Genomic DNA, 12,014 nt, shown 5'->3' with positions numbered 1-12,014 from the left:
AAATGAGCTTACGGGGTAGTAAAAATGATGGGACGGCTTCTGGTGGTGGTATCGATGGTTGGCGTACTGGCCGCCTTGGCGGGCTGCAATACGATTGCCGGTTTCGGGCAGGACATTACGGACTCTGCACGGGCCGTTCAGCGCGCTATTTGACCGGCGCTTCGGGTGGCCGGATAGCCGCTCGATCGAAGGTAACGGCTGGAGCGGGCTCCTGCTGAATGAACACGGAACGTCGATGCGTTCCGTGCCGTGAATCAATAAGTAATCCTGTAGAAGTCAGTCATAGCGATGCTGCCGCTGGCGTTCGACTTCGGTCCAGTAGCAGATTCCATCGCCACGACGCATCGAATTGGCGAGCGATTCACGCTGAATAAAAGCTATTTTTATTCAGAACAATAAAAAGTATAAATAACGCCTCCGCTCATGGAAATCCCGTATAAATCGGCGCGACCCGCGAAAGCTTCGGGAAGGGTTTGGATCACTAAAATCCCCGAAACGATCGAGGCGGCCAGCCTTGCGCCGCCGGCCCATTCTGACGGAGACACTCAATGCAACCCAGTTTTGGCGCGCTGCGTCAAGTCGCACTCGCTGGCGGCCTGCTGTTTGCCATGGCGCTTCACGGCGCTCATGCCGCCGACGATGCCGGCGACAAGATCACCATCATGGTGGGCGGAATTACGAAGCTCATTTACCTGCCCGCGCGCCTCACCGAGCAACTGGGTTATTTCAGGGACGAAGGGCTGAATGTCGAGTTGCTCTCGCAACCCGCGGGCGTGGATGCCGAGAACGAACTGCTCGCGGGCGCAGTGCAGGGCGTTGTGGGCTTCTACGATCACACCATCGACTTGCAGACCAAAGGTAAGGACGTCAAGGCGATCGTCGTGTTCGGTCAGGTGCCGGGCGAAGTGGAGATGGTGTCGTCTAAAGCGGCCGACACCATCAAGTCCATGGGCGACGTCAAAGGCAAAACGCTGGGCGTGACGGGCCTGGGCTCCTCGACCAGCTTTCTCACGCAGTATCTCGCGAGCCAGCACGGCGTCGCGTCCAGCGCATACACCATGTTGCCGGTGGGTGCGGACGCGAGTTTCATTGCCGCCATCAAGCAAGGGCGCATCGACGCGGGCATGACGACCGAGCCGACCGTTTCGGCGCTGCAGAAAGCCGGCGACGCGAAGGTGCTCGTGGACATGCGCTCGGTGGAAGGCACGCGCGCCGCGCTCGGCGGCACCTATCCCGCCGCGAGCCTTTACGTGCAGAACGCGTGGGCCGAGTCGCACAAGGCGCAGGCGGCGAAGCTCGCGCACGCGTTCGTGCGCACCATGCAGTTCATTCACACGCATAGCGCCGAGGAAATCGCCGCGCAAATGCCCGCCGATTATCAAAAGGACAAGGCGCTGTATGTCAGCGCACTCAAGGCCTCGCTGCCGATGTACACCGCAGACGGAAAGATGCCGGCCGACGGTCCGGCGACCGTGCTGAAGGTGCTTTCGAGTTTCAATCCTTCGGTCAAGGGGAAGCACGTGGATTTGTCCGGCACGTATACGAACGAATTCGTCAGCGCGAAATGAAGCACGTCGAGCGCCGTTTTGCGCGCGCCGTCTCGCGGCTTCATACCTGAGAGAGCGTGACATGGTGCATAGCCTGCGTGCGCGATTGCTGTTGTGGCTGCTGGTGCCGCTTGCCGTATTTGTCGTCGTGACGAGCGGTGTGTCGTATGACGCCGCACGTCAGACCGCGGATCTCGTGCAGGACCATTCGCTGCTGAACTCGGCGCGTACGATCATCGAAGACGTCGACTGGGACAACGGTTCCCTCCGCGCGTCGATTCCGCCTGCGGCGCTGGAGCTGTTCGAATCGCCGTGGCAGGACCACGTTTTCTACAAGGTGCTGGCCGGCAATGGCCGCCTGCTGGGCGGCGCGCCGGACTTGCCGCTGCCGCGCGCGGATACCGCCAACGCCCCAGTGTTCTACGACACCGCGTACGCGGGTATGCCGATTCGCGCCGTGGCCTACGAGCGCATGCTCTACGACTCGGGCCGCGCCGAACGCGTCGTGGTGATCGTCGGCAAGACGAGCGCGTCGCGCGAAGCGATGATCAGCGCCTTGTGGAGGCCGCAGCTTGCACGCCAGTGGCTCATGCTCGCGCTCGTCGCGCTGCTCGTGCCGCTCGGGCTCACGCTCGAACTGCGGCCGCTCATGAAGCTCAAGGACGACGTGGCCGACCGCGAGCCCGTGCAACTGGAGCCGATCCGCCCGGACCATCTGCCTTCGGAACTGAGGCCCATCGTCGAAGCGATCAACCAGTGCATCGCGCGGCTCAAGGTGCACGCCGCCATGCAGCGCCAGTTCATTGCCGACGCGGCGCACCAGTTGCGCACCCCGCTCACGCTGCTCACCACGCAAACGCAATTCGCGAGTCAATGCGACGCGCGCGATCCCGCGCTTTACGACGCGCTCAAAGGCGTGCGCCGCACCAGCCAGAAAATGGCGGAGTTGACGAATCAACTACTTCTGCTCGCGCAGGCAGAGTCGATGGCGCAGTCGTCGCGCAGCCAGACACGCGTCGATTTCACTGAGGTCGTGTCTTCGGTGCTCGAGGAGATGGTTCAGGCCGCCGAGCGGCGCGGCATCGATCTCGGCGCGGAACTTGCCGACGACGTGCACGTGGCGGGCAACACGGGCCTGCTTGCATCGCTCGTGTCGAACCTGATCGACAACGCCATACGCTATACGCAGCCCGGCGGCCGCGTGACTGCCATCTGCCGCAGCGAAGGCAGCGAGGTCATGCTGCAGGTGGTGGACAACGGCCCAGGTATTCCCGCCGAGGCGCGCGCGCATGTGTTCGAGCGCTTCTATCGCGTGGCGGCGGATACTGAAGGCACAGGCCTCGGTCTTGCCATCGTGCACCAGGTCGCGCGCTCGCACGGCGGCTCGGTGAGCGTGGCCGCGGGGGCCGCGCGCGTGGGTCTTGTTGCGACGGTGCGCTTGCCTGTGTGGCCCGGATGAGAGGAAGTGAGGAAGGACCATGAAGCTGCTGCTCGTAGAAGACAATGCCGAACTCGCGCACTGGATCGTCAACCTGTTGCGCGCCGAGAATTTCACGGTGGACTGCGTGGTCGACGGAGAGGCCGCGGATTCCGTGCTGCTTACGCAGAGCTACGATCTCGTGCTTCTCGACATGCGCCTGCCGCGCCTGAGCGGCAAGGACGTGCTCAACCGCTTGCGGCGCAGGCGCAATAACGTGCCCGTGCTCATGCTGACCGCCCATGGCTCGATCGACGACAAGGTGGCGTGTTTCGGCGCCGGCGCCGACGATTACGTGGTCAAGCCGTTCGACAGCCGCGAACTGGTGGCGCGCATCAAGGCGCTGATACGGCGGCAGACGGGCGAGAAGTCGGGCTGGCTCACCTGCGGCGACCTGCGGTACGTTTGCGACACGCGCGAATTCCGTCACAAGGACGCGCCGCTCACGCTACGCAGGCGCGAGCATTCCATACTCGAAGCACTGATGCTGCGCCAGGGCAAGGCCGTGCCCAAGCATGCGCTGCTCGAGCGCATCTGCAGCCTGAGCGACGACCCGAGTGTGGACGCGATCGACATCTACATTCACAGGCTGCGCAAACATCTCGCGGAGTCGAGCGTGCAAATCACCACGCTGCGCGGCCTTGGCTACATCCTTCGCGCGAAGGAGCCCATGCCGGCGTGAACAGGTCCGCTTCTCTACCGGTATTAGTGATTTTACTTAGTATTACCAAGCGGTCGTGAAAGAATCGCGAAGGATTCACCTCTCTACTATTCGTCTCACCCGCTGATTCACACGGCTCGCCGCAACCGGTGAGTGATGCCAGCGGGTCCATGAAAACTTCAACACAGCACCCCTGGAGACGATCTTGAAGAGAAGGCACCTTGCATTCACCGTGACGGTTGGCGCACTGGCGGCGAGCGGCGCACACGCGCAGTCGAGCGTTCAACTCTATGGTCTTATCGACCTGAGCGTTCCCACGTATCAGTCGCATGCCGACGCCAACGGCAATCACGTGATCGGCATGGGCATTGCCGGTGAACCGTGGTTCAGCGGCAGCCGCTGGGGCTTGAAGGGCGCTGAAGACATTGGCGGCGGCACGAAGGTGATCTTCCGGCTCGAAAGCGAATACCGCGTGAGCGACGGCCAGATGGAAGACCCTGGCCAGATCTTCGACCGCGACGCGTGGGTGGGCCTGGAGGACGACCGCTTCGGCAAGATCACCGCGGGCTTCCAGAACACCATTGCGCGCGACGCCGCGGCCATTTACGGCGACCCGTACGGCAACGCGAAGCTCACGACGGAAGAGGGCGGCTGGACCAACGCGAACAACTTCAAGCAGATGATTTTCTACGCTGCGAGCGCAACGGGCACCCGTTATAACAATGGCGTCGCATGGAAGAAGGTGTTCGACAACGGGATCTACGCGGCAGCGGGCTACGCGTTCGGCAATTCAACGAGCTTTGGCAATAACGCAAACTATCAGTTCGCGCTCGGCTACAACGCGCCGACCTGGACGGCCTCGACGTTCTACAACCATGTGAACAACAACGGCAACACGAACCAGGCGTTCTCGGTGGGCGGCAACTACACGATCGGCATCGTGCGCGCCAATGCGGGCTATTTCCGCTACTGGGGCAATCAGGGTGCGCTCGGGCAGCGTCAGGACAACGCGTGGACGGTGTCGTTCAAGCTCGTGCCGAAGGGCGCGTTCGACTACGAACTGGGCTATCAGCAAATGCGCACGCACAACGCTGCGTACAACGTCGATGGCGATATTCCGAACGCCAACGTAGGCGCATTCGATCCTGCGAGCGGGCTGCACAACGGCTTCAAGGAAACGCTCTACGGCTCGGTCTTCTATCACCTCTCGAAGCGCACCGAAGTGTACCTGGCGGGCGACTACATGAAGCTGCACGGCGGCTACACGGTTGGCACGACCTTCGGGGCGACCAATCAGGTCGAAGTGACGACGGGCGTGCGTACGCGCTTCTGATCCGCGTTCAAAACAAACGGGCTCGATTCGTCAGGCGAATCGAGCCCGTTGTCTTGTTGCGGCATCAACCTGCGTTCACGCAGGCCACGCTCGGCGCCGTATAGGCAGAGGGATAAGGCGACTCCGGTCCGCTCACGAGCCGCAAGCGCTGCGTGGCGAGGACATCGGCCTCCACTTGCTCGCGGCGCGTGAGCACCGCGGTTTCGCCGGCAGGCTGTGATTCGTTCACGCTGCAAAGCAGGTTTCTTCCGCTCGATAACTGCACCGGCGTCTGGTAAGCGGAACCCGGTGGCGCGGCCAGCGCGCCGGTACTCCACAGCACCGCGGCGCAAACAGCGGCGCATCCTGGCAAGACGATCTTCATGGCTCGCTCCTCAAGTTGCGGTGATTCATCTTCGGCCAACGTTCGGTGCTGTACCAGAACAAATTCTGAAAATGATTCTTGCGATGGGCTCAAGGGTCGGGCCGTTGTTATTGGCGACGGATGCAAGCGGTCGGCAGGCAGGCCGAGATTTCAGCCTGCGGCTCGGGCCGATTCTGAAATTTCGGAGCGATAGGATGACGGGAGTGGAAGCGTTTCTTGAAAATAATAAAAAAATCAACAAGTTATGGTTGGCGCGGCAGGATGAAACGCGCTGGCACGGCTACTGCTATATAGACGCCCGGCGGCCTATTCCTCGATAGTCCGCACCCGTTATTAAACAAGCACCGGAGACGCGACGCAGTCCGGTCGCGAAAACGAAGGAGACATCCCGTGCAGAACAGCGCATCCGCATCCACCGCCTCGCAAGTGAGCCAGTCGGTCCCCGAATCATCCTCCACGACTCCAACCCGCTTCTGGCCCGAAGGCTGGTGGAAGCTGATGGAAATCCGCATCGGCATCATTCCGCTGCCGATCTACGTGATCCTGTTTGCGCTCATCGCTGGCTTCGCGGTGACCGGCAAGGTGCCCGGCGAAATCTCGATGGCCATCGCCGTGCTCGCATTCTGCGGCTTCACGTGCGCCGAACTCGGCAAGCGCCTGCCGCTCCTGCGCAATATCGGCGCGGCGGCGATTCTCGCGACCTTCGTGCCTTCGGCGCTCGTGTACTACCACGTGCTGCCCCAGCCCGTGCAGCACCTCACGGTCGAGTTCACGAAGCAGACCAATTTCCTGTATCTCTTCATCGCTTCGATCATCGTCGGCAGCATTCTGAGCATGGACCGGCGCGTGCTGATCCAGGGCTTCCTGAAGATCTTCATTCCGCTCGCGGCCGGCACGGTTGCGGCGACTATCGTGGGCACGGCGGTGGGTGCTGCGCTCGGCCTCGGCGTCAAACATACGCTGCTGTATATCGTCGTGCCGATCATGGCGGGCGGCGTGGGCGAAGGCGCGATTCCGCTTTCGGTGGGCTACTCGGAAATCATGCATGTGGCGCAAGGCGATCTGTTCGCACAGGTGCTGCCGCCCGTGATGCTCGGCAGCCTCATCGCCATCATCCTCTCGGGCATGCTCGACATGCTGGGCCGGCGCATGCCGCATCTCACCGGCAACGGCCGCCTGCAAGTCGGCGCAACCGATGAACTGGCGTCGTCGTCGAACGACGAAATTCGCGGGCATGTGGACGTGAGCCACATCGCTGCGGCCGGTATCACGGCGATCACGCTGTACCTCATCGGCCTGATGGCGAACAAGCTGTTCGGTTTGCCCGCGCCGGTGGCCATGCTGTTCCTCGCCGTGCTCGTAAAGCTCGCGCGCGCGGTTTCGCCGCCGCTGCAGGAAGGCGCGTTCGTCGTCTACAAGTTCTTCTCGACGGCGGTTACGTACCCGCTGCTGTTCGCCATCGGCGTGGCAATGACGCCGTGGGACAAGCTCATGGCCGCGTTCACGCTCGTCAACGTCGTGACGATTGCCGCGACCGTGGTCACGCTCATGGGCACGGGCTTCGTGGTGGGCCGCCTGATGAAGATGTACCCTATCGACACCGCAATCGTGAACGCGTGCCACAGCGGCCAGGGCGGCACCGGCGACGTGGCGATCCTCACCGCCGCGAACCGCATGCAGCTCATGCCGTTCGCGCAGATCGCCACGCGTATTGGCGGCGCCATCGTCGTGACGGTGACGCTCATCCTGCTCGCGCATTTCGGCGCATGACGCGCCGCTGTGCGCCCTGCGTGCGAGCCTCGCACGCGCCTTCGCGATAGCGTCGCTGGTCCAATCGGCGCGCGGTGTTCGCTGAACCCGCCGTCTGGCGGCAGCCAATCGACGAGGGTGAACGTGCAGATGCGTTACAAGGGCATTCCATGGTGGGGATGGGCGGCGGCGGCCGTGCTGTATGTCGGCGCGGCCGCCGCCGCGGTGGAGTTCGCATGGAACCGCGCGATCGACGCGCTCGCCGACGTGGGCGAGCATCGCCTCGATCTCTACGCCGCGAGCCTGAAAAGCGAGCTGGGACGCTTCGAGATGGTCCCCGCGCTCGTGGCGCGCCAGGACAGCGTGCGCGCGTTGCTCAAGGCATCGCCCGATGAAGCGCGCGGCATGTTGCCCGCAGTCAATGCCTACCTCGAAGCGGTCAACAACGATGTCGGCAGCGGCGCCGTAGACGTGATCGACGCGCACGGCACCGTGATCGCCGCGAGCAACTGGAACCAGCCGGTCAGCTTCGTCGGCACCAACGTGTCGTATCGCCCGTACTTCAAGGACGCGCTCGCGCAGGGCCGCGGCCGCTTCTTCGGCATTGGCACGAACACCGGCGTGCCGGGGCTGTACTTCGCGAATGCGATTCACGATGGCAATGTTGGCAATGCGGCAATTGGAGCTGCGGCCGTGAAGGTCAGCGTCGACGCGCTCGAATCGGCATGGCGCACGCCTGGCGAAGCGGCCGTCGTCGTCGACAGCAACGGCGTGATCGTGATCTCGACCCAGCCCGAATGGAAATTCACCGCCATGCGGGCGATGACCGAGCCGCAGCAGCGCGACATTCAGGCGTCGCGGCAATACGCGGGCCGCATTGTCGAGGCGCTGCAATACCGGCGCGTTGGCGACTGGAACGACAACGCGTGGATCGGCCTCTTCCCCGACCTGCGCCGCGCGGGCCGCACCGCACGCTTTCTCGTGATGTCGCGCCCCGCGCCGCAAGGCCAGGACACGATCATGGTGCTGCTCGACACGGCGGGCGCGCGACGGCAGCAGCGGCTTGCGTTCGCGTTCGTGACGGGCTTGTTTGTGATTGCCGCGCTCTATGCGCTCTATGCGGTGCAGCGCCGCCGCGTGATCGTGGAAAAGCTCAAGGCGCAAGAAGCCTTGCGGCGCGCGAACGACCAGCTGGAAACGACCGTCGCGCAGCGCACCGCCGCGCTCACTCAGGCCAATGCGCAGATGCAGCGTGAGATCGCCGAGCGCGAACGCACCGAGCAGCGCCTGCGTGCTACACAGCAGGAAGTCGTGCATGCCGGCAAGCTCGCCGTGATCGGCCAGATGGCGGCCGCGCTCACGCATGAGCTGAATCAGCCGCTCGTCGCGATCCGCACGCTCTGCGACAATGCGCGCACCTTCTTCGAACGCAATCAACCCGCGCAGGCGATCGCCAATCTCGAGCGCGTCGGGCGTCTCGTGGACAGCATGGCGGTGCTCACGAGCGAGCTGAAGGCGTTCGCGCGCAAGCCGGACGTGGAGCGTGTAGCGGTGTCGCTAGGCGAAGCGGTGGCGCATGCAAGGCTCATCTACGAGTCGCGCATTCGCGACGAAGCGGTTCAGCTCGACGTGCGGATCGCGCCGGGCACCACCGTGTACGCGGAGTCGAGCCAGTTGCAGCAGGTGATCGTGAACCTGCTTGGCAACGCGCTCGACGCGGTGCGCGACGCGAGCCAGCGTGTGATCGCGATGCAAGCGAGCGAGCCCGACGCACAGGGCCGCGTGCGCTTTACGATCGACGATAGCGGCCCCGGCATCGCGCCGGAAGTGCTGGCGCACCTGTTCGAGCCGTTCGTGACGACCAAGCCGCGCGGGCAAGGCCTCGGGCTGGGGCTCGCGATCACGTCGCGCATAGTCGAAGGCTTTGGCGCGAAAATTACGGCCACGAATCGCGACGAAGGCGGGGCCCGCTTCACGATCGAATTCGCGGCCGCGGAGCCGCAAAGGACAGAACATGGCAGATGACAGGGCAAATGAGATTCGCGTGCTGGTCGTCGAGGATGACGAGAACGTGCGCATCGGCGTCGAGCAGGCGGTGGCGCTCGCGGGCTTTCCAGTGAGCGCGTATGCGTCGGCGGCCGATGCCTATGCCGACATCGCCCCGGGCGCCCCGATCGTGATCGTCTCGGACGTGCGCATGCCAGGCATCGACGGGTTGCAGCTGCTCGACCATGTGATGGCGATTGACCCGCAAATTCCGGTGTTGCTGATCAGCGGGCACGCGGACATTTCGACGGCGGTCAGCGCGATGCGCGTGGGCGCCTACGACTTCATCGAAAAGCCGTTCTCGTCCGACGTGATCGCAGGCCGCGTGGCCCGCGCGGTCGAGAAACGGCGGCTCACACTCGAAGTCGAGGGGCTGCGCGCGTCATTGCACAACTGGCAGGGGATCGAGGCGCTCGTGCTCGGCAAGTCGCCTGCCATGGCGGAAGTCCGCAAGAAAATTCTGCGCCTCGCCGATACGTCCGTGTCGGTGCTGATTACCGGCGAAACGGGCACCGGCAAGGAACTGATCGCACGCAGCCTGCACGACTTCAGCGCGCGGCGCGACGCGCATTTCGTGGCGCTGAACTGCGGCGGCTTGCCCGAGCAGGTGTTCGAAAGCGAGCTGTTCGGGCACGAGGCGGGCGCGTTCACGGGCGCGATCAAGAAGCGCGTGGGCAAGATCGAATGGGCCAACGGCGGCACGCTCTTTCTCGACGAAATCGAAACGATGTCGATGCCGCTGCAGATCAAGATGTTGCGCGTGTTGCAGGAGCGCGTGGTCGAGCGCCTCGGCGCGAACGAGCTGATTCCGGTGGATTGCCGCATCGTCGCCGCTTCGAAGGCGGACCTCGCCGAAGTCTCCGCCGAGGGCAACTTCCGCGCGGACCTGCTGTACCGGCTGAACGTTGCGCAGATCGAATTGCCGCCGCTGCGCGAGCGGCGCGAAGACGTCCCGCTGCTGTTCGAACATTTCGTGCTCGCGGCCGCGCGCCGCTTCGGCACGCCGGCGCCGGTCGTGACCGCCGCGCAGGTGTCCGAGCTCATGACGCATGCGTGGCCCGGCAACGTGCGCGAGCTGCAGAATGTCGCCGACCGCTTCGTGCTTGGACTAACCGGCGACAGCCTGCTTTCCGCAGGCGCGGCGACGGCGAAAGGGGAGACGCTTGCGGACCAGATTGCGTACTTCGAACGCATGCTGATCGAGAACACCCTGCGGCGCCATCACGGCAACGTCGCCCAGGCGAGCGACGAGCTTGGCATGCCGAAGAAAACGCTTTATCACAAGCTGCGTCAGCTGAAGATCGCGGCTCGCGACTCGCAGGGCGAGGAGAAGGACGAAAAAGACGCCTGAGCGGTCTAGTTGGTGCGGTAGGTGGTCGTCGACGATTGCAGCTTGGTGAGCGCGCCGTTCTTGAGCCGGAACCAACCCTCCGAGCCTTGCATCACGACTTCGTCGGGTTGCCAGAACACGCGCTTGATCGTCATGCGCGCGCTCACGTGCTGCACGAGCGGCGGATTGCGGCGAAAGTCGTACAGCACCGGGCCGAAGTCGGTCTGCACGAGCATGCGCGTAATCGTGCTGTTGTCGTGGCCCACTTCGTCGAAATGCGCGAGCGTTTTCGCGTCGAAGCGGTCGAAGATGTCCTTGCCGAGGACCGCCACGAAGTCGCGGTCGTCGCGCACGAATTGCACCGTGCCTGCGGGGGTGGCGAACGAGCCGGCCGCGTTGCTCTGTGCATGAGCGCAGGTGGCGAACGAGGCGGCGGTGAGCGCGGCGAGTAACAGTCGTTTCATGTTTCTTTCCAGTAGGTTCGCGGTATTTTCGTTGATTTTGGTCGCTGCGTCGAATCCTGCGATCGCGTTGGACGGGGTCGCTGGTCGCATCCGCCATTCCGGCTTTCTTCGCCACGCGATGAAATCAATCAGGAAGACTTACGAATTCGAGAGCGCCGCAAGCAGCTGATTCTTCACGATCGCCGTTGCCCGCGGCTGGCGGCCGAACTCGTACCAGGCCACGTGCCGGCGCCATGTGGTGCCGGGAATCGGCTTGACGAACAGTTGCGGGTCGTCGGCCCACGCGGCGTGCCGCAGGCTCGGCACGATCGACACCCCCACGTTCTGCCGTACCAGATCGGCAATAGCCGCGATCGAATTCATTTCAAGCACCGGATTGACCTCCACGCGCAAACGGCGCAGCAGGCTCGCCACGTGTCTGCCTGTGAGCGATGCCGCTTCGAAGCCGATGAACGGCAAGCGCTTGAGCAGCGAGGCCGCCGACGCGTCGGCGGGACCGACTGCCGGATTGGCCAGCAGCACGAGTGGCTCCTCATAGAGCGACTCCCACGATTCCGGCAGCGTGGTGTTGCGCGGTTCGCTGATGAGCACCGCAGCGTCGATCTCGCCCGCGCGCACCTGGCGCTCCAGTTCCGGGCTGCTGCCATGGGTGAGGCGCACGTTCAGCGCGGGGTACGGCACCTTGAGCTTGATGACGTTGGCGGCGAGAAAGCCCATGGACGACACGGTCGAGCCGATCGTGACCGTGCCTTCGATGCTGTGCGTGTCGGCCACGCCGCGCAGCAGCGAGTCGTAGGCCGCCACCACCGTGCGCGCCTGCTCGATGATCGAGCGGCCCGCGTCGTTGAGCTGGATGCTGCGGCCGCTGCGGTCGAACAGCTGGCGTTGGCACACGCGTTCCAGCGTGCGCATTTGCGCGCCGACCGCCGCGTGGGTCAGCGCCATGCGATCGGCGGCGGCGGCCATGGTGCCGTGCTTCTCGATCGCCAGAAAGGTCCGGAGCATCCGGATTTCGCTCATCTTTCGCCTCCTCGGGCCGTTTC

Annotated in this window: 10 protein-coding genes; 7 read left to right on the top strand and 3 right to left on the bottom strand. The window is 63.9% G+C overall.

The window, feature by feature from the left end; translation table 11 throughout:
• Positions 1 to 548: 548 nt before the first annotated feature.
• The 4 genes from U5A57_RS02755 to U5A57_RS02740 all read left to right on the top strand — a co-directional run bounded on the left by U5A57_RS02755 (position 549) and on the right by U5A57_RS02740 (position 5,018).
• Positions 549 to 1,568 (top strand): ABC transporter substrate-binding protein, encoded by a 1,020-nt coding sequence (locus U5A57_RS02755; protein ID WP_321907982.1) that lies wholly within the window; start codon positions 549 to 551, stop codon positions 1,566 to 1,568.
• 61 nt (positions 1,569 to 1,629) lie between these two features.
• Complete coding sequence (locus U5A57_RS02750) at positions 1,630 to 3,006, top strand: sensor histidine kinase (protein ID WP_321907980.1); 1,377 nt, start codon at positions 1,630 to 1,632, stop codon at positions 3,004 to 3,006.
• Positions 3,007 to 3,025: 19 nt separating this feature from the next.
• Complete coding sequence (locus U5A57_RS02745; protein ID WP_321907978.1) at positions 3,026 to 3,706, top strand: response regulator; 681 nt, start codon at positions 3,026 to 3,028, stop codon at positions 3,704 to 3,706.
• Positions 3,707 to 3,878: 172 nt separating this feature from the next.
• Positions 3,879 to 5,018, top strand: a complete 1,140-nt coding sequence (locus U5A57_RS02740) for a porin (protein ID WP_321908567.1) — start codon at positions 3,879 to 3,881, stop codon at positions 5,016 to 5,018.
• A gap of 64 nt (positions 5,019 to 5,082) precedes the next feature.
• On the opposite strand, the gene U5A57_RS02735 is transcribed toward U5A57_RS02740, so the two are convergent.
• The gene (locus U5A57_RS02735) at positions 5,083 to 5,382 is read right to left on the bottom strand and encodes a hypothetical protein (RefSeq protein ID WP_321907975.1); all 300 of its coding nucleotides are present in this window, start codon (positions 5,380 to 5,382) and stop codon (positions 5,083 to 5,085) included.
• Positions 5,383 to 5,880: 498 nt separating this feature from the next.
• Between U5A57_RS02735 and U5A57_RS02730 the strand changes: the two genes are divergently transcribed.
• From U5A57_RS02730 to U5A57_RS02720, 3 genes are all read left to right on the top strand, one after another.
• The gene (locus U5A57_RS02730) at positions 5,881 to 7,152 is read left to right on the top strand and encodes a 2-hydroxycarboxylate transporter family protein (RefSeq protein ID WP_415764298.1); all 1,272 of its coding nucleotides are present in this window, start codon (positions 5,881 to 5,883) and stop codon (positions 7,150 to 7,152) included.
• Positions 7,153 to 7,281: 129 nt separating this feature from the next.
• On the top strand, positions 7,282 to 9,156 hold the full coding sequence (locus U5A57_RS02725) for a sensor histidine kinase (protein ID WP_321908563.1): 1,875 nt from the start codon (positions 7,282 to 7,284) through the stop codon (positions 9,154 to 9,156).
• Positions 9,146 to 10,528 carry a sigma-54 dependent transcriptional regulator gene (locus U5A57_RS02720; protein WP_321907973.1) on the top strand — a complete coding sequence of 461 codons (1,383 nt, stop codon included), beginning with the start codon at positions 9,146 to 9,148 and terminating at the stop codon, positions 10,526 to 10,528. Before U5A57_RS02725 ends, U5A57_RS02720 begins: the two co-directional genes overlap by 11 nt.
• 5 nt (positions 10,529 to 10,533) lie before the next feature.
• Here the strand turns inward: U5A57_RS02720 and U5A57_RS02715 are convergent, their stop codons facing one another.
• A complete protein-coding gene (locus U5A57_RS02715; RefSeq protein WP_321907971.1) occupies positions 10,534 to 10,971 on the bottom strand; it encodes a hypothetical protein in 438 nt (145 codons plus the stop codon).
• Between the two features lie 138 nt (positions 10,972 to 11,109).
• On the bottom strand, positions 11,110 to 11,991 hold the full coding sequence (locus tag U5A57_RS02710) for a LysR family transcriptional regulator (protein WP_321907969.1): 882 nt from the start codon (positions 11,989 to 11,991) through the stop codon (positions 11,110 to 11,112).
• Between the last annotated feature and the right edge of the window lie 23 nt (positions 11,992 to 12,014).

The sequence above is a fragment of the Paraburkholderia sp. J11-2 genome, from assembly GCF_905220185.1.
Taxonomy (GTDB): domain Bacteria; phylum Pseudomonadota; class Gammaproteobacteria; order Burkholderiales; family Burkholderiaceae; genus Paraburkholderia.
Note: the sequence above shows the minus strand (reverse complement) of the source record. Positions and strands in the feature narration are given on the sequence as shown.

Excerpts from the sequence above, each read along its gene's own strand:
- U5A57_RS02755 (WP_321907982.1), top strand. The coding sequence starts at position 549 with ATGCAACCCAGTTTTGGCGCGCTGCGTCAAGTCGCACTCGCTGGCGGC.
- U5A57_RS02750 (WP_321907980.1), top strand. The coding sequence starts at position 1,630 with ATGGTGCATAGCCTGCGTGCGCGATTGCTGTTGTGGCTGCTGGTGCCG.
- U5A57_RS02745 (WP_321907978.1), top strand. The coding sequence starts at position 3,026 with ATGAAGCTGCTGCTCGTAGAAGACAATGCCGAACTCGCGCACTGGATC.
- U5A57_RS02735 (WP_321907975.1), bottom strand. The coding sequence starts at position 5,382 with ATGAAGATCGTCTTGCCAGGATGCGCCGCTGTTTGCGCCGCGGTGCTG.
- U5A57_RS02730 (WP_415764298.1), top strand. The coding sequence starts at position 5,881 with ATGGAAATCCGCATCGGCATCATTCCGCTGCCGATCTACGTGATCCTG.
- U5A57_RS02725 (WP_321908563.1), top strand. The coding sequence starts at position 7,282 with ATGCGTTACAAGGGCATTCCATGGTGGGGATGGGCGGCGGCGGCCGTG.
- U5A57_RS02720 (WP_321907973.1), top strand. The coding sequence starts at position 9,146 with ATGGCAGATGACAGGGCAAATGAGATTCGCGTGCTGGTCGTCGAGGAT.
- U5A57_RS02715 (WP_321907971.1), bottom strand. The coding sequence starts at position 10,971 with ATGAAACGACTGTTACTCGCCGCGCTCACCGCCGCCTCGTTCGCCACC.
- U5A57_RS02710 (WP_321907969.1), bottom strand. The coding sequence starts at position 11,991 with ATGAGCGAAATCCGGATGCTCCGGACCTTTCTGGCGATCGAGAAGCAC.